The organism is Paenibacillus sp. USHLN196, from assembly GCF_037144955.1.
GTDB lineage: Bacteria > Bacillota > Bacilli > Paenibacillales > Paenibacillaceae > Paenibacillus > Paenibacillus xylanexedens_C.
Map to the genome: position 1 here is coordinate 1 of NZ_JBBCYH010000003.1, position 17,197 is coordinate 17,197.

Genomic DNA, 17,197 nt, shown 5'->3' on the forward strand with positions numbered 1-17,197 from the left:
GAATCTTGATTTCATATGAAACCGGGCTTCTTTTGGACATTACAAAAACTCCCATCATGGTAGAAGTAGAGTTTTGTTTTTTCTACTGTCTACTGTGATGGGAGCATATCAGACCACATGTGGTCTGTTTTTTTTGTGTTATAGGAAGTGGATCAAAAGGTCCGCTGTTGCTTACGAATCATCTGAAAGAAGAGCGAGATCGTTCTTTTCTCACTTGTCGTTAAAATTATTTTCACGGAGGTATTGATTTTTGCATAACTTACGTTAAAATAAAATTAACATGAAAAATATTTTAACGTTAGGGAGTGGAAAGCCATGAACGATAGCACAGCAGTTGGCAAACAAGGTATAGGTGAATTAATACGAATCAGGCCGTATATGCAGTTTATGCTTAGTAAAGTTGTATCCAGATTTGGTGACTCCATTGATTCGATTGCATACAGCTGGATGGTATATATGCTGACCGGTTCGAAAGTGCTGATGGGTACGCTGCTGGCGGTGAATTTCTTGCCCAATATCCTCCTGGGTCTGTTCGCCGGTGCTTTGGTTGATCGCATGTCTCCCAAAAAAGTGATTGTGATTACCAATACTGGTCGCGGGTTGTTCGTGGGTATTACAGCCCTGTTGTTCGGACTGGGGCAACTCGAAGTGTGGCATCTGTTTGTCATCACGATTCTGAATTCTTTGCTGGAATGTTTCACTGTTCCTGCTGAAGTGTCCAGTGTGCCCAGATTGCTTCCCCAATCGATGCTGCTCTCCGGTAATGCCATGTCGTCTTCCGCAACCAGAGTGGCAGAGCTCGCAGGACTTGCAGTGGCCGGTGCACTCATTGCTACAATAGGCATTGCCTGGACGATCCTGATTGATGCTGGTTTGTTTGCACTAAGTGCTTTCATTATGAGCAGAGTAGGCTACCCTGAAGTCTTAACATCTGCTAACAATGAAAATAAAACATCAAATGAAATAGATTCTCTTCCATCCCCAAAAAGTAGTATATTCTCCGAAATGGCTGAAGCTTTTCATTTTCTCCGTAAACATGCCTTATTGTTAATCGTCTCCATCCTGTTTGCCTTCGTTAATTTCTGCCTGATGCCGTTCAATGTTCTCCGTACACCCTATGTCATTGAAACGCTGCATGCAGGTGCGTGGGGATTAAGTCTGCTCAGTGGGTTGATGGTGGGAGGTATGTTGCTTAGTGGTGTATGGTTGACACAAAGGGGAGCGAATTATCGTAAAAGTGTGCTGGTCATCAGTGGGGTAGTCATGTTGGGCCTCAGTTATGCGATGACGGCACTCCCGGCGTATATGACGTCCTTCCAATTGCCGGTTGCCGCTACCTTTTGTTTGCTGATGGGGATGGGCATTCCACTGGCTACGACACCGCTGGCTACCTATCTTATGGAGGTTACCCCTTCCGAAATGCTGGGTAGAGTATATGCCCTTCAGAGTATGCTTGTCTTGAGTGTCGCACCACTTGGGAGTTTGGCTTCGGGAGCGCTTGCAGATTGGATGACCATGCCTGTTCTTTTTATCGTCTTTGGTATTATGCTTGCCATGTCAGCAGGTATGCTGCTTCTAAGCAAAAGTTTTCGAACGGCTTTGTAAAGTACATTCAGAAGCGATTATTATCCGATTTTATGTAGCATGTCAGCTCCGGCTTGTTTTGACCGAAGCCCTGATGCAGCGGTATAATAGAGGCATCGATGGGCAACAGGTACCCCGGAAATGAGGATACAGGGATGCAGCACAAAGTTCTTTCCACAATTGAAGAAATTAAAATCTACTCCGATCCGTATCGGATACAGATTATGAATATGTTTAATAAGCAGGGCAGGGCCTCTACGGTCAAAGAGATCGCCGATCAGATGGGTGAGGTGCCCGCCAAAGTGCACTATCATGTGAAAAAGTTGGAGAAAATTGGTCTGCTCACTATCGTTTCCACACGTGAGATTAATGGGATTATTGCGAAATACTACGAACCATTCACCGGAGAGATCCATCTTCGTCACGAAGATGAAGACAAGGAAAACTCACCATTGAAACAGGTGTTTCGGTCCGAAACGCTCAAGTTATTGAATGAGATGTTCGAACAGAGTCGTCAGCGATTCATGCATCAGGCGGAAAACGAAGATCGGATGTTTCTCTCGGACATCACGCTGTATGCAACCCGTGAGGAAGTAGAGCAGTTGTATAAAAATATCATTAAACTCTGTGAACCCTATACAGCGAAAGAGAACCATCAAGGGGAACATGAGGTCTTTCAGTTATTTTCTGCTCTCTCTAAACCGTTAGAGAAAATACCTGCATCTAAGACAGATGCAAAAGAGAAAAAGAAAGCGACGACCGGTAAGGCCAAATCAACTCCCAAAGTGTCCCGATCTGTTTCTAAACGGCAGGAATCTGCATCATCTGGTAGTGAGTCAGAAGAATAAAGGGACAGAATATGTGTGTTCAGCGTTATCGCTGGAAGCAAGTAACGGCAAATGTGAGAGAATGCTTTGGAGAAAACTAGAAAAAGCCGCCAATGGCGGCTTTTTAATGCGTGACAAGAAAGGCTAACAGTGGAGCATCCTAATGAATCGAATTCAATTTTGACGCTTACCGTTTCAGTTCATAACGATGTTACATATTCTCATCATAGTCTTTCACATCACGTTTGGCTGCGGTTGCGGGGGAGTTGGATGTACCATATTCTTCGACTGCTTCCCAAGCATCCGCGTTGTCGAATTTGCCGGCGTTCTGCTGTCTTCCTTCTCCAGCACCACTTGGAGGCATGGTCATTACTTCTTCTTCAACGGGCCGATCGTTGTTGATCTCCCGGTTAGGCGTGTCGTCAATACAGTAAGCCGTATATGGGATTGCCTCAAGTCGTTCGAAAGGAATATCTTCTCCGCACGTTACACAGGTTCCGTATGTACCTTGTTCCATACGTTCCAATGCGTCGGTCACTTGATTGAATTCGTCTGTTAATGTATCGTCGATCGCCAGATCACGGCTGCGTTCAAATGTTTCCGTACCGGCATCGGCCGGATGATTATCATAGGAGGACAGCTCACCGGTTGAATCTTTCAGTGACTCGACTGGAGCACCGTCTTCCATGCTGGATTCAAAATGACGCTGCAAGTTTTCACGTTGCTCCAAAAGGGCGTTTTTCAGTATTTGATGTTGATCTTTAGTTAATGTACTCATAAGGACATGCTCCTTTCCCGTTGTGGGGTGTAGTGTGTCTTTACCCGAATTGGAAGAAAAGCAATCATTTTCGTGAGGAATAGGGCTGTATCGTTTTATATCTGACGGATTATGTGTTATAAAAAATAGAGAGAGAAATTGCCGTGTGTTCTTCCCAGGAAATAGAACTACGGCTTGGCTTATAATGGAGGTTGTCAATATGGATGAACATATGAAACGAAGATTGGATAAACAAAGACAATTGTTCAAACAATTGGGTGTGCAGCTAGATGCGTTATCGATTCATGAAAAACAATTTAATTATAAACTTCGTGGTTATGATCCGGATGAGGTAGATGCTTATCTTGATCTGGTCATCAAAGATTACGAACGTTTCTATGCCAATATTGCAGATCTGATGGACAAATGGCAAGAACAGCAGTTAACGATCCGGGATCTTAAGTCGTCCGCGAAACCGGTGGAAGATCCAACCAAGATTGATCGTAAACAGCTGGATGATATTGTGAAGCAACTGGAATACAGTGTGCGACAACTCAAGATCAGAGCACGTCCCGAACAGGATCTGTTCTCTGAATAACGTTAGTATGTCTTTGATGATATTAAATAAAGGTGGTTAATCATGAGTACTCATTTTTCGGTCAGTGTGCATTGTCTGTTGTTATTGTCACTCAGCGCGCCTGAACGAATCACGTCTGCACATATCGCAGGTAGCGTGAATACCAACCCTGTCGTCGTCAGACGTATTCTGGGCGGGCTGAAAAAGGCAGGATTAGTGAACTCTTCTCCTGGAACAAGAGGCTTCTATCTGGCGAAGCCATCAAGTGAAATCACATTAGCCATGATCTATCAGGCTGCCAAGGATGAAGGGCCACTGTTCCCGATTCATGGTAATTGTAACCCGGATTGTGAGGTGGGCTTGCATATTGACAGCCTGCTGACTAATCTGTATCAGGTTGCCGAGGCCAAGGTAGAGCAGTTCTTCGCATCCATTACGCTTGAAGATATGGAGCGTTCCAGTTCCCAGATGCAAGCTGTCTCATCGCAGACAGAGTAAATTGTAGTAAACCGTAAAGGAAAGGTGGGTTGTTATATGAAAATTGTAGTCATCTCCGACACGCATTGTTCACGAAAATCACGCAAGTTACCTGCGCGGCTTCTTGATGTACTGCCGAGTGCCAATCTCATTCTTCATGCTGGTGACTGGTCGGATTGGAGTGTACACCCATTGCTTAGTGAGTATGCACCGGTTGAAGGGGTAGCAGGTAATACGGACCCGTCTGAAATCGCTGAAAAACTCGGGTATTCCCGCATTGTTGAAGTAGAGGGACTTCGTCTGGGTCTTGTTCATGGTCATCAAGGATCAAAGGGTACGGAGCAGAATGCGATTCATACCTTTGCAGGCCAACGGGTGGATGCTGTGATCTATGGACATTCACACATTCCGGTGATGCATACCGTAGACAACATGTTGGTATTTAATCCTGGATCGCCTACGGATCGGCGTTTTCAGAAACAATATTCATTCGGGATTATGACGATCGATCAGGGTAAAATACAGGCTGAGCATGTGTTCTTTGACCGGGATTAGAGAAATTTGCGGGTTGCTAACTATAAACGTTTAAAAGGCATCTTTGAACAGAAGCGGATTCTGTTTCAGGGGTGTCTTTTTGGCTTTATGGTCATTTCATCTCTTGGGAGTTATCTCTGAATGGGGAATATGCTCTGTTCGTTATCTGTCATTCATCTGTTGGCGTTTTCCCCTATGGTCACGTTCAATGTGGTGATACAATGCCTTTACGACATGAAATGAATACGTTTACATAAGGAGATGAACATAGATGAAATTGTCTGTATTCACCGTAGCTACCCCAGATTTGAATGCAGAAGAGTTGGCATCAGCTGCAGCAGCAGCCGGGATCGATGGAATCGAGTGGCGTTTTCGCGGAGTTCCTGAAGAAGCGATATCCGAGGAACCTTCTTACTGGAGAAATAATCGCTGCTCGGTAGATCCAAGTCGCTGGCAGGAACAGATTCCTGTTTTCCGTGAAGCGGCGGTAAGCCAAGGTAGAAGATCCATTGCACTTGTACCGTATCTGAACTGTGGAGATCTGTCTGCTACAGAGCAGGCGTTTCAGGCTGCGGCTGGCTTAGGAGCATCTATGATGCGTGTAGGGGTTCCCGGATATGATCGCAAGACCAGCTATCCTGAGTTGTATCGTAAAGCCGTTCATTATCTGAGTGAAGTACAGGACCTAGCCAAACAGTATAAGATCAAGGCCCTTGTAGAGACGCATCATCAGACAATAGCACCGACCGCATCGTTGTCCTATCGGCTTGTGCAATCGCTCGACCCGCAGCATGTGGGTGTATTGTACGATCCAGGCAACATGGTGCATGAAGGATATGAGAATCATCGAATGGGACTTGAGTTGCTGGGGCCTTATCTGGCTCATGTACATGTAAAAAATGCCGGGTGGTTTGAAGCAGAAGCGAATGATTCGCAAAAGGCTAATGTGACTGAACATAGCAACGGAATGGCTCTGAATACATCCTGGAAATGTCACTGGACACCGTTGACTGAAGGCATGGTGGATTGGGTGCAGATGTTCCGGGATCTGAAAGCCGTCGGATATGACGGATACTACGGAATTGAGGACTTTAGTGGTGCTTTGGACTCCAAGGCGATGTTACAGCATTTTGCAGATGTATTCACTGAAATTAAGCGTCGTGTGGAAGAGGGGGAGCAGGCATGAGTATCGTACGAGTAGCCGTGATTGGTATTGGAAATATGGGAGCATCACATGCCAGAACATTGGTGGCCGGAGAGGTACCTGGCGCAGAACTGGTCGCCGTATGTGATGTAAGAAGAGAGATGGAAAGCTGGGTGTCCAGTCATCTTCCAGCTACGGTCACCTATTGGCAGGATGCAGAGCAGATGATGTCTTCGGGTACGATTGATGGGGTTATTATTGCAACGCCGCACTATGACCATCCAGAGCAGGCCATTCAGGCTTTCCAGCATGGCTTGCATGTCATGATCGAGAAGCCAGCTGGTGTGTATACGAAGCAGGTACGCAAGATGAATGAAGCGGCCGCAGCCAGCGGTAAAGTCTTTTCCATGATGTACAACCAGCGGACCAACCCACTCTACATTAAGCTGAGAGACTTAATCGCTTCGGGAGAACTGGGCGAGGTACGGCGTACCAATTGGATTATTACGAACTGGTATCGATCCCAGAGTTATTATGATTCCGGCGGTTGGCGTGCGACATGGGCAGGGGAAGGCGGCGGTGTGTTGATTAACCAGGACCCGCATCAACTGGATCTGTGGCAGTGGACCATTGGCATGATGCCGGTACGAATGCGTGCTTTCTGTTCGTTTGGCAAGTATCGGAACATTGAAGTGGAAGATGATGTAACGGCTTATGTGGAGTATGAAAATGGAGCAACAGGTGTCTTCGTAACGACTACTGGAGAAGCACCAGGTACCAATCGATTCGAGGTCAACGGAGACCGAGGTAAAATCGTCATTGAAGATGGCAAACTTACTTTCTGGCGACTTCGGGAATCTGAGCCTGAATTCAATCAGCGGTTCACCGGGGGTTTTGGACAGCCAGAATGTTGGAAATGTGAGGTTCCGATTACGGGTGTGGAGACGGGTCACCCTGGCCTAATTCGCAACTGGGTGGATGCAATTCGTACAGGCGCACCACTTATTGCTCCCGGTGAGGATGGTATACACGGATTAACATTGTCGAATGCGATGTTGCTGTCCACCTGGACGGATAACTGGGTGGATCTGCCGATCGATGAGGATCTGTTCTACGAACATCTGCAGGAACGCATTGCTGGTTCAACGACGAAGAAAGACAAGGCATTCAGTGGCAGTCAACCTGCTGATCTGAGTCAGACGTTTAAATAGGAACTAATTGAATAAATTTGGATCGAATCTGATTCGACTAAGAGGGTTAACTATTTTACAAAAAGGATGGGATGACATGGCTAAAGACGGGATGTTTTATGCACCGAAAAGTGTCACAAAAGAGGTCGTATGTGGTCCGGGTGAGTTCACCATTGCTGCTGTTGCACTGGATCATGGACACATCTACGGCATGGTTGGGGGATTGTTGGAGGCTGGAGCTACCCTCAAGTGGGTGTATGATCCGGACCCGGCGAAGGTAGAGGCATTTCGGAAGCAGTTCCCACAGGCTCAAGTTGCTGGATCTGAAGCAGAGGTGCTTGCAGATGATGAGGTGTTATTGGTGGCAAGTGCAGCGATCACTTCAGATCGTGCGCCGCTTGGCATGAGAGTTCTGGCCGCAGGCAAGGATTATTTTACAGACAAAGCCCCATTTACCACGCTGGAGCAATTAAAGCTGGCACGAGAAGAAGTGAAGCGAACGGGCAAAAAGTACATGGTGTATTACAGTGAACGACTGCATGTAGAAAGTGCGATCTATGCGGGGCAGCTCATTGAACAAGGGGCAATCGGCAAAGTAGTGCAAGTTATGGGTACAGGCCCGCATCGCTTAAATGCCGGAGGAAGACCCGACTGGTTCTTCAAGCATGAGCAGTATGGCGGCATTCTCTGTGATATCGGGAGTCACCAGATCGAACAATTTCTGACGTTTGCATCATGTACGGACGCTGAGGTAGGGTTCAGTCGTGTGCATAACTTCAATCACCCACAGTTCCCGGAACTGGAAGACTTCGGCGAAGCTTCTCTGATTGGTGACAACGGAGCGTCCGGTTACTTCCGAGTGGACTGGTTCACACCGGATGGTCTGGGCACATGGGGCGATGGGCGTACAGTTATTCTGGGAACGGACGGTTATATCGAGCTGCGGAAGTATATCGATGTAGCGAGAGAACCGGAAGGAGATCAGGTCTATCTGGTAAACCATGAAGGCGAGTTTCGCTACAGCGTGAAGGGCAAGGTCGGTTATCCGTTCTTTGGTCAACTGATTCGCGATTGTCTGGATCGCACCGAGACAGCCATGACACAGGAACATGCATTCAAAGCGGCAGAACTCTGTCTGATTGCACAGCATAAAGCGATGAGCGAACGCGTGGTGTGGAGTAGCGGAGCGAAGTAAATGTTTTAGGTGAAGGGGAGCAAAGGTTGATTACTATAGATTATCCGTAAATCTTCTTTTGTTGAGTGAAGAAAGAGCAGCCCAAATGTTAAACTGCATCCAATAGGTTAGACTTTTCTAACGAATGGAGCGGTTTGCACTGGGGCTGCTTTTTTAAGTATGTTCGTGACTTCGCAGATGGATTAATATGGGTTATATTATATGTAGTTCGGATATTCGTTAAAAAGAGAGGTATTTACGAAGTTCGTAGATATGATGTTATGCGTAATATCTGGAAAATGAAAATTATATTAGAATGAGAGATACTTAATGAATGTATTTTCTATAGATATGCAGACAAGTAAATATGTCAATGTAGAACATCCTGTAATAACGATTGATGGAATTCCGTTTGATTTATATCTTCACAATTTGTATCCAGATAATTTATATTTAGGTTTAATTCCGACAATTACTGATTGGATTGGACTGAAGGAAGAAGCAGAGTTAGTACTAAGACGTTTTATTTCAGAAGAAGAGATTGTTATTTTACCAATATTAATGTGTCCAGATGATTGCGATTTAACATGTACACTAATTGTTGCTGAAGTTTTAAAATCAGATGATCAAGTGATTTGGAGACGGATTGGAGTGGATTCTAGTAATCTAGGAATACCATATAATTATGAGCTAGTCGGGAAAGAAGTTACCTGGTTAGATTTAGTGCCCGAAATGAAATTTAGCAAGGATAAATATATTGAGAATCTTAAAACCATTTATAAACCAATAGAATGATTTTAAGAGTATTTAGTATCTCGTAGAAGTCAGGTACTACGCATAACAAAATATTCACGCTTTGGCTCCGTTGGAGCCTTGGTCTGCGAGATGGATTTCGGAGAGTTATTTCAGCAGACAACCCTTTCGGGGTTCGTGAATACAGAAACGTTATACAACAATACTGCAGAATAGGCTTAGAGAGTTTAATCAAAGGAGACGGGATGATGAGTATTAAAGCAATATTTCTGGACTTTTATGGAACCTTGGTTCATGAGGATGACGATATCATCCCATTGATCTGTAAGGAAATACAAGAAAATAGTATGGAAGAATGCGAAGTAAGTGATATAGGGAGATACTGGTGGAAGATGTTTTCGAGTATGTTTAAAAACAGCTATGGTGAGACATTTAAATCCCAGCGCGAACTCGGGATCCTATCATTATCTGAGACGATTTCTAAATATAGATCAAACTGTGATGTAAATGAGATCATCCAGAAGCAATTCGATCACTGGAGTGAGCCTAAAATATTTAGTGATACAATTCCATTTCTAGAAACTCTTCAAGGATATGAAGTCTACATATTATCGAATATTGACACAGCCGATGTAAAAGCCGCAATAGCTTATCATGGGATAAAGGTAAATGAAATAATTACAAGTGAAGACGTTAAATCATATAAACCAAGACCAGAATTATTTATTGAAGCCCTAGAAAGACACAATCTGTCTCCTAAAGAGGTGTTACATATCGGGGATTCTTTAATGAGCGATGTCGGTGGAGCAGGTATTTTAGGAATAGCGACAGTCTGGTTAAATCGGTTAAATAAGATTGAAACAGATATTGCAGAACCCAACTTTATATGTAGAGATCTAAAAGAAGTAAGAGATATTATTAGTGGAATCGAAGAAGGTAGTATCGTCGTATAACAACGCATTTCTACTGCGGGCAACGCCCTTGATCGTTTAGAAGAATTTCAAAGAAGCGGTATCAGGCGATACATTCAACTGTCTATCGACCCGTTCCCTTCGGTCATTTAAGCCGCTTGAACGTCAGGAATGCACAAACGTTATATGTAATCCCTGCAAGAGCATGAAGATCAATTACCATGGGGTGAATTATATTATGGGATCCAGAATCATGCATTTGATTATCGGCCATAAAATTGCTGAGAGATTGAATATCGAAGACAGAACTTCGTTTTTGCTAGGCAGTATTGCTCCAGATGCGGTTGTTACAAAAGATGAATCTCATTTCTATAGAGGGGAACATCAGAACTTCACAAGACACATAGACTATCGAGAATTTTTAAATAAATATGAATCATATTCTAATAACCTGTATGTGCTGGGATATTTTGCACATTTAATTGCAGATGAGCAGTGGATGAAGGGATTTTATATGCCTTGGTTGAGGAATCAAATGGAAGCAGATGTTGGAGTGTATCCGCTGTATCATAATGATTTTAAATTACTGAACGGAAAGCTGTTAGAGTACTACGATTTTACTGATGAAATGAGGAATGCAATCAATAATAAAGCTGGTGAAGTCATTGATCTGGATGAGGTAAAGTCTCGTGATGTACTAGAATTCGTTCCTCATGTATTAGGAGATATGGAGTATGAAGAACAAGTAATAAATGAACCGCTGAATGTCTTTAGTTTTATACAGATCAAAGGATATATCGAAACATCAGTAAATGTGGGAATAATGAATTTAGAACAATTATTAAGAAAGAAGAATAGAGTAAATTAGCCGATTCAGAGAAGGCAGGGACAACATATAACATAATATTCACGCTGCGGGCATACGCCCTTGGCCCGACGTTCGCCGGACACCCGACATGCGTCGGGTCGTGAATACAGGAACGTTATCTAACATAAAACTATTACATTTTAGGAGCAAATAATGAATATCACTTTCTCGAAATGGGTGCAATATTTTCGAAGAAATAATCAAAACCTCAAATATATTCATTGGGATGACAACTATAAATTAACAACTAATGAAAGAGAAATAATCATTAAGTCAATTCAACAGTTTCAATTAGGAGAAAACTCTGAAGGTAAACATCTAATTAAACGTGCGCAAGAATATGTACATCAGACACAAGATCAGGATTACTATGAAGCGCTTATAGAATTCATTAAAGAAGAACAGAGACACGCTAAAGATCTAGGCAGATTTATGAAGGTACAGGGAATCCCACTCCTTCGTAAACATTGGGTGGACAATGTATTTAGAAGATTACGTCGATATGCAAGTCTAGAACAATCAGTCATTGTTCTATTAACTGCTGAGCTCATTGCTAAGTTGTACTATAAAGCCTTGCAAAAATCTACTAAGTCTGAAGTATTAATAGATTTATGTAATCAGATTTTAAGTGATGAGGAGAAACATGTTCAGTTTCAATCCGAAACACTTCATAAATTTGCTCATAATAGAAACGTTCTCTTTAACAGAATAGTTTATATCCTTCGTAGAATCCTTTTTGAAGGAACGCTAATTATAGTGTGGTATCAACATAAGCCTGTATTTAAAGCTGGGGGATATAAACTCAAAAGTTACTACTATGAATGCCGTCATGAGTTTAACTTAACAAAGAAGATTATAGCTAATTCACAGTAGAGGTTTACGTCAGATAACATTATTCCATGCTTTAGGTCCTGACGCTCCCTCGGTCAGCCCGAAGGGAATTGGCAGGGAAGTGGAATCAGGCGGACGCATCCGCACCGACTAACCGCATCGCGGTCGCCCCAAACGTGGCTTAAGTCGGTGGGGCGTCGTGGATACAGTAACGTTATAGGAAATCAGCGTATAAAAATACAAAATAAATTATTCAAACTCTGAATAGGAGTGAAATCATGCTGGAAGCGGTTATTTTCGATATGGATGGTACACTATTTCAAACAAACAAAATCTTAGAGTTATCGTTAGAAGAAACGTTTTCTGTCTTGAGGTCTCGTAATGAATGGTCGAGTGAAACTCCAACTCAAAAATATCGTGAAATTATGGGAGTTCCTCTACCAGTAGTTTGGGAAACGTTATTACCGAACCATTCAAACGAAATCAGACGAATTGTAGACGAAATCTTCTTGGAGAAGTTAATTGCAAATATTAATAATGGCAATGGCGCCCTATATCCACATGTCAACGAAATCTTTGATTACTTGAAACATGAAGGCTATTTCATTTTTATTGCAAGTAATGGACTAAACGAATACCTCAATGCCATCGTTAACTGCTACAAATTAGATAAGTGGGTGGCAGAAACTTATAGCATCCAACAAATAGGAACTCAAAATAAGGATGACTTAGTCGGTCATATTCTTAAAAAACATCACATCAGCAATGCAACTGTAGTTGGGGACAGGATTTCTGATTTCAATGCCGCAAAAAACAATGGATTGAAGGCTTTTGGTTGTCGATTTGACTTTGCCCAAGAATGGGAGCTTAAACAAGCGGATTATATTATTGATGATTTACTTGAATTGAAAAGATATATTTAACATCATGGGTAGTGGAGTATTTGTGTAAGTATTTTCGAAGAAGACGCTGACGTCCTATAACATCATATTCAAGTAGCGGCTCCTCACGGAGCCTTGGCCTGCAAGGATTTCGGAGAGGAATTTCGGCAGACACCCCCTTCGGGGTTCATGAATACAGGAACGTTATGTCCCTAAGAGCTTTAAAACATAATGACACTTTTTGGAGGTTAATTGATGGGAGCATGGGGAACTGGAATTTTCGAGAACGATGATGTATTAGATTGGAAGGCAGATTTACTTGATTCTGATGACATCGAATTAATTGAAGAGACGATTGAAGAAGTATTAGAAGAAGATTATATTGAGTCAGATTTAGCTTCCAATGCTTTAGGCGCAATTGAGATCCTTGTAGCATTACAAGGTAATCCTGGGAAAGAAATTTTGAATAATCAAAGTAATACAGAGGATCTATATGACTGGATCGATAAACATAAAGGTAAAGGAAAAAAACTCATTTCAAAAGCTAAACGAGCAGTTAAGAAAATTAAGAAAGATTCAGAACTAAAAGAGCTATGGGAAGAATCAGAAGAATACCCAATCTGGTTAAATACAATAAATGACTTAGAAAATCGATTGTAAAGAAATTGATAGCTTTTCGAGAAGAGGGAACTTCACATAACAAAATATTCAAGCAGCGGCTCCGTTGGAGCCTTGGTCTGCTGGAAGGATTCCGATGAGGCAATTTCGGCAGACAACCCCTTTGGGGTTCATGAATAAAGAAACGTTAGCAGAAATCAGGGGAATGCTTAATTAAATTATAAAGATTAGATAAACTATTAGTTAAAGGACGGGGATTTCAATGAGTAGCTTGTTACTAACCTCTTGTGGTTTTTATACTGAAGATATTAAAAATCAATTTCTGGATTTTATTGATGGAGATATTTCTCAATTAAAAGTCTCAATTATTACAACAGCATCCCCTAGAAAAGAAACTAATAGATATGCACAAAGAGCAATGCAAGAGTTTAAGGACATGGGATTTCAGCATATCAATTTTGTAGATATTGAATTTGATGACCCGCATATTCTCAAGCATAGAGATGTTATATATATCAATGGTGGAAATCCATTTACATTATTGTATTACGCTAAGAAAAGTGGTGCTGATGAAATTATTAAAACACTGGCCGCACAGAATGTAATTATAGTTGGAGTAAGTGCTGGAACGTTATTATTGGGGCCGAATATTAACATTGTCGATTTCTTTACTCCACAGATGAACACAATGAATTTAACGGATTTTAAGGCATTAGGTGTAACCGACAAGCTTATTTTTCCTCACTATGATCGAGAGGACATATTTAAAGATAGTACTAATAAAACAATTGAAGAGAGAATAGTAGAATTTGAATCCAATGAGAACTGTAAGGTGACAAGGCTTAAAGATGAAGAATATATCTCAATCTTAATGAACCAAGCACATTGAAAGTTGTAAATTCATCGAAAGTAGCTCGGGAAGCCCCTGAAATTTGCTAACACCGTATTCAAGCTGCGGGGCTACGCCCCTTGGTCTGCCAGAGGGATTTCGAGGAAGTAGTATCCAGCAGACAACTCCTGTGAGGCTAAGTCTTCGACCCACTCGCTCCTGTAAGTCTCTCGGTTTCGTGAATACAACAACGTTAGCCGTAAGAAGTTCTTATTTTAGGAGGAGTCTATATGATATTAGAAAAAGTTATAAATAGAATTGCAATACAAAGTGAATATAAGGATTTGGTTGATAAGTATATAGATCATATACTTAACGAATTTATAGGTAAGATTCATAGCATTTATATGTGTGGCTCGATTCCAAAAGGAACAGCTAAACCTTTTAAGTCAGATGCAGACTTTACTATTGTATGTGCAAATCCCGAAGATATTGATTACGAAAGATTGTCAATGATTAAAGACAGGCTTTTGGAAGAATATCCATTCGTCACTAAGATGGATACGATCATTTGCTCGATTGATGATGTATTAAGTAGACCGAATGATTGGGGTTTTTGGATTAAGATCATTTGTGTTTGTATGCATGGGGAGGACATTGGTGAAAAAGTACCCCCGATCATAATTTCTCCAGAATTCATTTTAGACTTAAATACAGATACCAAGGAGGAAGTAGATCGTGTACATCGTTCACTTTCTAATGTTAGTGATCACTCAATGAAAACTAGATATATTAAAGGTTACTCTAAGAGATTAATTCGTGCATTATACTCTTTGGTTTTAGAAGATACAGGGGTATGGGAAGATGAAATCATTAAGATGAAGAATGCCATATTAAACTATTGTGAGATTAACTCCGCTTTAGTTGAGTATCTATATGCTTGTTACTTGGATAGTAGCAATGTACTTGTTGAAGAGTTTTTGAGAATTGCAGATGAAGTATATCGCTATTTTGAGAACGCTTTAAATACAATGGCTGCTTCCAGAAATTCATTTGGCTAACAATATATTAACGATCGTAATCACCTTGAGAAGCGAGTGACCACATCCGGCCCCTAAGCCCGTCGGGACATCGCCAATACAAAACGTTATCTGAAACTGGCAAGATTGAAAGGAGAAAATATGATACTTGGGTTGTATGAAGCACATTTACCAGTGAGTAACTTACATCAATCTATTGAATTTTATTCTAAATTAGGATTAGAGCTGGCCTGGAGAGATGAAGATACAGCGTTCTTCTGGATTGAAAAAGAAAAGAGTTGGGTCGGTCTATGGCAAGGTGAAGAGTATCTCACTTCTTATCATCCATCATTAAGGCATATAGATGGAAGCGCTTCAGCAGACACATTGAACTACGTTGGACGATGAATATAGAAACGTTAAGCGAAATAATTGCTAGTGGAAGGAGATTTAAATGCATATTAGAGGAATAATTCTTGAAGGATACTCAAATGCCGGGAAGACTTCAGTATTAAAAGCAATTAAACGTTATCAATCACAAGAAGAATCCTCAGAACGGAGCGTAGTTATTCTTGGAGAACATTATTCTCAAATTTTGAATAATAAACATGGAAAATATGTAAGTCTGACCCGAGAAGGACACATTGAGTTACTTAAAGAGCGGGTTGAAATGCTAAAGAAACTTAACGAATGGGCAATTCAACTTGGTCCTGCATCTAGAGGATCTAGGGGACTATTTTATGTTCTGGAGAGGTTTCACTTAAATCATAGAGCTGCATTTGTAGATTCGGATTTGGATGAGATAAATAAAATAGAAGAACAGCTTGAGTCTTTAAACGCTAGGTGTATTTTGCTTACAATCTCGCCCGAAGTCGTAGAAGAAAGAATTAAAAGTAGACAACCAGAAGAATGGATCTATAAAACAGAAGAAGAAGTAAGATCGTCGGTAAGTGAATTATTAAAAATCCAAAATGTATTAAGACATCAAGCTCAAATCTCAAGAGTGCCAACAATAGAAATCAATACAGATGGTAAGGATTGGGATGAGTATGTAAGGGTAATCATGGAGGGCAACGACATCGCCTAACCAGATGTTCAAGCATCGTCGCTAGTGCTCCTCGGTCTGGTAGAAGCTATAAGCAGAAGAATGTATCTAGCCAGACGTATCAGGTATTCGCCGGTCGTCGTGAACACAAAATGTTAGATGAAATCAGTTGAAATCAAAATCAATATCAATATGAGGTGCGTAATGGATCGTAAGATTATTCAAACCGCAAAAGAGATTGCAATAAGAATTATTCGCGAAGGAGGTCTAATCTCTAGAGAGAAGTTTGATAACTTTGTTGAACTGAGATCTAAAGATGAATTTGGGGATGTGGTTACTGAAGTAGATCATATCTGTGAAGAAATCATCATCAAACAAATACAAGACGTATTTCCAAATCATCAGATACACAGTGAAGAGGCAGGGCTTATCGGAACTAAGCACGATTGGTTATGGTTAATTGATCCTTTAGATGGAACTAATAATTTTGCGATTGGTTTACCTGTTTTTTCGATATCAATTACCTTAATGTACAAAAGAGAGCCTGTGCTTGGAGTGGTCTATGAACCTCTAACAGAACGTTTATTTGTATCTGTTATTGGTGAAGGGACAAGCTGCAATAATCGACGAATACAAATTAAGAGTAACCCGAATATTTTCAAAGGAAATATAGGTTGGATTCAAGGTCACAGAGTACAAAACGACCTACAAGCAGTAAAACTAAGACAATACATTGATATTAGATTTAAGCGAATGTTAAGATTATGGGCTCCAACGCTTCAATGGTGTATGTTGGCCAAAGGAGATATTGATGGAATTGTTCTGTACAATTCTGAAGGTGATGACTTGTATTCAGGTATCTTAATGGTTAAGGAAGCAGGGGGACTTGTTATAGATTTTGATGGAAATAAGTTTAATGGAATGAAAGAAGAACCTTATTTAATTGCATGTCACCCAGACCACAAAGCAGAATTATTGCAAATTGTAAGAGAAGGATTGAGTTAACGCTAGAAGCAACTGATTTCATCTAACATTATACGCTTCGGAGCTTGACAGCTCCTCGGTCTGCGAGAAGCAATCGGCAGGGAAGAGAATCAGCGGACACATCCGTACGACTAACCGCATCGCGGCCGCTCCAATTGGCGCTTAAGTTGGTGGGAGGGTCGTGGATACAGTAA

19 protein-coding genes and 1 pseudogene are annotated in these 17,197 nt (G+C 41.5%); 19 read left to right on the plus strand and 1 reads right to left on the minus strand.

Annotation, left to right across the window (positions count from 1 at the left end; translation table 11 throughout):
- Positions 1 to 315: 315 nt before the first annotated feature.
- Both WFI24_RS06785 and WFI24_RS06790 read left to right on the plus strand, forming a co-directional pair.
- The gene (locus WFI24_RS06785; protein WP_336759646.1) at positions 316 to 1,605 is read left to right on the plus strand and encodes an MFS transporter; all 1,290 of its coding nucleotides are present in this window, start codon (positions 316 to 318) and stop codon (positions 1,603 to 1,605) included.
- Positions 1,606 to 1,739: 134 nt separating this feature from the next.
- Positions 1,740 to 2,432 (plus strand): ArsR/SmtB family transcription factor, encoded by a 693-nt coding sequence (locus WFI24_RS06790; RefSeq protein WP_336759647.1) that lies wholly within the window; start codon positions 1,740 to 1,742, stop codon positions 2,430 to 2,432.
- Positions 2,433 to 2,622: 190 nt separating this feature from the next.
- On the opposite strand, the gene WFI24_RS06795 is transcribed toward WFI24_RS06790, so the two are convergent.
- Complete coding sequence (locus WFI24_RS06795; RefSeq protein WP_336759648.1) at positions 2,623 to 3,189, minus strand: TraR/DksA C4-type zinc finger protein; 567 nt, start codon at positions 3,187 to 3,189, stop codon at positions 2,623 to 2,625.
- 199 nt (positions 3,190 to 3,388) lie between these two features.
- Here WFI24_RS06795 and WFI24_RS06800 point away from each other — a divergent pair, with 199 nt between their 5' ends.
- From WFI24_RS06800 to WFI24_RS06880, 17 genes and pseudogenes are all read left to right on the plus strand, one after another.
- Complete coding sequence (locus WFI24_RS06800) at positions 3,389 to 3,766, plus strand: DivIVA domain-containing protein (protein ID WP_024630343.1); 378 nt, start codon at positions 3,389 to 3,391, stop codon at positions 3,764 to 3,766.
- A 42-nt stretch (positions 3,767 to 3,808) separates the two neighbouring features.
- Complete coding sequence (locus WFI24_RS06805) at positions 3,809 to 4,243, plus strand: Rrf2 family transcriptional regulator (protein ID WP_145318648.1); 435 nt, start codon at positions 3,809 to 3,811, stop codon at positions 4,241 to 4,243.
- A gap of 36 nt (positions 4,244 to 4,279) precedes the next feature.
- On the plus strand, positions 4,280 to 4,777 hold the full coding sequence (locus tag WFI24_RS06810; RefSeq protein ID WP_336759649.1) for a metallophosphoesterase family protein: 498 nt from the start codon (positions 4,280 to 4,282) through the stop codon (positions 4,775 to 4,777).
- 250 nt (positions 4,778 to 5,027) lie between these two features.
- Complete coding sequence (locus WFI24_RS06815) at positions 5,028 to 5,942, plus strand: sugar phosphate isomerase/epimerase family protein (protein ID WP_336759650.1); 915 nt, start codon at positions 5,028 to 5,030, stop codon at positions 5,940 to 5,942.
- Positions 5,939 to 7,111, plus strand: coding sequence for a Gfo/Idh/MocA family protein (locus tag WFI24_RS06820; RefSeq protein WP_336759651.1), 1,173 nt, complete (start codon positions 5,939 to 5,941; stop codon positions 7,109 to 7,111). The genes WFI24_RS06815 and WFI24_RS06820 overlap by 4 nt, the downstream gene beginning before the upstream one ends.
- Before the next feature lie 76 nt (positions 7,112 to 7,187).
- Positions 7,188 to 8,285, plus strand: a complete 1,098-nt coding sequence (locus WFI24_RS06825) for a Gfo/Idh/MocA family protein (protein WP_253434029.1) — start codon at positions 7,188 to 7,190, stop codon at positions 8,283 to 8,285.
- Between the two features lie 309 nt (positions 8,286 to 8,594).
- Positions 8,595 to 9,059 carry a hypothetical protein gene (locus WFI24_RS06830; protein WP_336759652.1) on the plus strand — a complete coding sequence of 155 codons (465 nt, stop codon included), beginning with the start codon at positions 8,595 to 8,597 and terminating at the stop codon, positions 9,057 to 9,059.
- Between the two features lie 203 nt (positions 9,060 to 9,262).
- Positions 9,263 to 9,970, plus strand: a complete 708-nt coding sequence (locus tag WFI24_RS06835) for an HAD family hydrolase (protein WP_336759653.1) — start codon at positions 9,263 to 9,265, stop codon at positions 9,968 to 9,970.
- Between the two features lie 196 nt (positions 9,971 to 10,166).
- Positions 10,167 to 10,796 carry a zinc dependent phospholipase C family protein gene (locus WFI24_RS06840; protein WP_336759654.1) on the plus strand — a complete coding sequence of 210 codons (630 nt, stop codon included), beginning with the start codon at positions 10,167 to 10,169 and terminating at the stop codon, positions 10,794 to 10,796.
- A 153-nt stretch (positions 10,797 to 10,949) separates the two neighbouring features.
- A complete protein-coding gene (locus WFI24_RS06845) occupies positions 10,950 to 11,669 on the plus strand; it encodes a ferritin-like domain-containing protein (RefSeq protein WP_336759655.1) in 720 nt (239 codons plus the stop codon).
- Between the two features lie 236 nt (positions 11,670 to 11,905).
- On the plus strand, positions 11,906 to 12,550 hold the full coding sequence (locus WFI24_RS06850) for an HAD hydrolase-like protein (RefSeq protein ID WP_336759656.1): 645 nt from the start codon (positions 11,906 to 11,908) through the stop codon (positions 12,548 to 12,550).
- A gap of 213 nt (positions 12,551 to 12,763) precedes the next feature.
- Positions 12,764 to 13,168 carry a DUF4259 domain-containing protein gene (locus WFI24_RS06855; protein ID WP_036609153.1) on the plus strand — a complete coding sequence of 135 codons (405 nt, stop codon included), beginning with the start codon at positions 12,764 to 12,766 and terminating at the stop codon, positions 13,166 to 13,168.
- A gap of 220 nt (positions 13,169 to 13,388) precedes the next feature.
- Complete coding sequence (locus WFI24_RS06860) at positions 13,389 to 14,015, plus strand: Type 1 glutamine amidotransferase-like domain-containing protein (RefSeq protein WP_336759657.1); 627 nt, start codon at positions 13,389 to 13,391, stop codon at positions 14,013 to 14,015.
- A 230-nt stretch (positions 14,016 to 14,245) separates the two neighbouring features.
- Positions 14,246 to 15,016 carry a nucleotidyltransferase domain-containing protein gene (locus WFI24_RS06865; RefSeq protein WP_336759658.1) on the plus strand — a complete coding sequence of 257 codons (771 nt, stop codon included), beginning with the start codon at positions 14,246 to 14,248 and terminating at the stop codon, positions 15,014 to 15,016.
- Between the two features lie 120 nt (positions 15,017 to 15,136).
- Positions 15,137 to 15,364, plus strand: a pseudogene (locus WFI24_RS06870) (VOC family protein); the annotation flags it as partial.
- Positions 15,365 to 15,428: 64 nt separating this feature from the next.
- On the plus strand, positions 15,429 to 16,061 hold the full coding sequence (locus WFI24_RS06875; protein ID WP_336759659.1) for a hypothetical protein: 633 nt from the start codon (positions 15,429 to 15,431) through the stop codon (positions 16,059 to 16,061).
- A 162-nt stretch (positions 16,062 to 16,223) separates the two neighbouring features.
- Positions 16,224 to 17,024, plus strand: a complete 801-nt coding sequence (locus tag WFI24_RS06880) for an inositol monophosphatase family protein (RefSeq protein ID WP_336759660.1) — start codon at positions 16,224 to 16,226, stop codon at positions 17,022 to 17,024.
- Positions 17,025 to 17,197: the final 173 nt, after the last annotated feature.

Bases quoted from the DNA above. Each gene is read 5' to 3' on its own strand.
- WFI24_RS06815 (WP_336759650.1), top strand. From the start codon at position 5,028: ATGAAATTGTCTGTATTCACCGTAGCTACCCCAGATTTGAATGCAGAA.
- WFI24_RS06865 (WP_336759658.1), top strand. From the start codon at position 14,246: ATGATATTAGAAAAAGTTATAAATAGAATTGCAATACAAAGTGAATAT.
- WFI24_RS06845 (WP_336759655.1), top strand. From the start codon at position 10,950: ATGAATATCACTTTCTCGAAATGGGTGCAATATTTTCGAAGAAATAAT.
- WFI24_RS06800 (WP_024630343.1), top strand. From the start codon at position 3,389: ATGGATGAACATATGAAACGAAGATTGGATAAACAAAGACAATTGTTC.
- WFI24_RS06785 (WP_336759646.1), top strand. From the start codon at position 316: ATGAACGATAGCACAGCAGTTGGCAAACAAGGTATAGGTGAATTAATA.
- WFI24_RS06810 (WP_336759649.1), top strand. From the start codon at position 4,280: ATGAAAATTGTAGTCATCTCCGACACGCATTGTTCACGAAAATCACGC.
- WFI24_RS06825 (WP_253434029.1), top strand. From the start codon at position 7,188: ATGGCTAAAGACGGGATGTTTTATGCACCGAAAAGTGTCACAAAAGAG.
- WFI24_RS06830 (WP_336759652.1), top strand. From the start codon at position 8,595: ATGAATGTATTTTCTATAGATATGCAGACAAGTAAATATGTCAATGTA.
- WFI24_RS06790 (WP_336759647.1), top strand. From the start codon at position 1,740: ATGCAGCACAAAGTTCTTTCCACAATTGAAGAAATTAAAATCTACTCC.
- WFI24_RS06840 (WP_336759654.1), top strand. From the start codon at position 10,167: ATGGGATCCAGAATCATGCATTTGATTATCGGCCATAAAATTGCTGAG.
- WFI24_RS06805 (WP_145318648.1), top strand. From the start codon at position 3,809: ATGAGTACTCATTTTTCGGTCAGTGTGCATTGTCTGTTGTTATTGTCA.
- WFI24_RS06880 (WP_336759660.1), top strand. From the start codon at position 16,224: ATGGATCGTAAGATTATTCAAACCGCAAAAGAGATTGCAATAAGAATT.
- WFI24_RS06795 (WP_336759648.1), bottom strand. From the start codon at position 3,189: ATGAGTACATTAACTAAAGATCAACATCAAATACTGAAAAACGCCCTT.
- WFI24_RS06860 (WP_336759657.1), top strand. From the start codon at position 13,389: ATGAGTAGCTTGTTACTAACCTCTTGTGGTTTTTATACTGAAGATATT.
- WFI24_RS06835 (WP_336759653.1), top strand. From the start codon at position 9,263: ATGATGAGTATTAAAGCAATATTTCTGGACTTTTATGGAACCTTGGTT.
- WFI24_RS06875 (WP_336759659.1), top strand. From the start codon at position 15,429: ATGCATATTAGAGGAATAATTCTTGAAGGATACTCAAATGCCGGGAAG.
- WFI24_RS06820 (WP_336759651.1), top strand. From the start codon at position 5,939: ATGAGTATCGTACGAGTAGCCGTGATTGGTATTGGAAATATGGGAGCA.
- WFI24_RS06855 (WP_036609153.1), top strand. From the start codon at position 12,764: ATGGGAGCATGGGGAACTGGAATTTTCGAGAACGATGATGTATTAGAT.
- WFI24_RS06850 (WP_336759656.1), top strand. From the start codon at position 11,906: ATGCTGGAAGCGGTTATTTTCGATATGGATGGTACACTATTTCAAACA.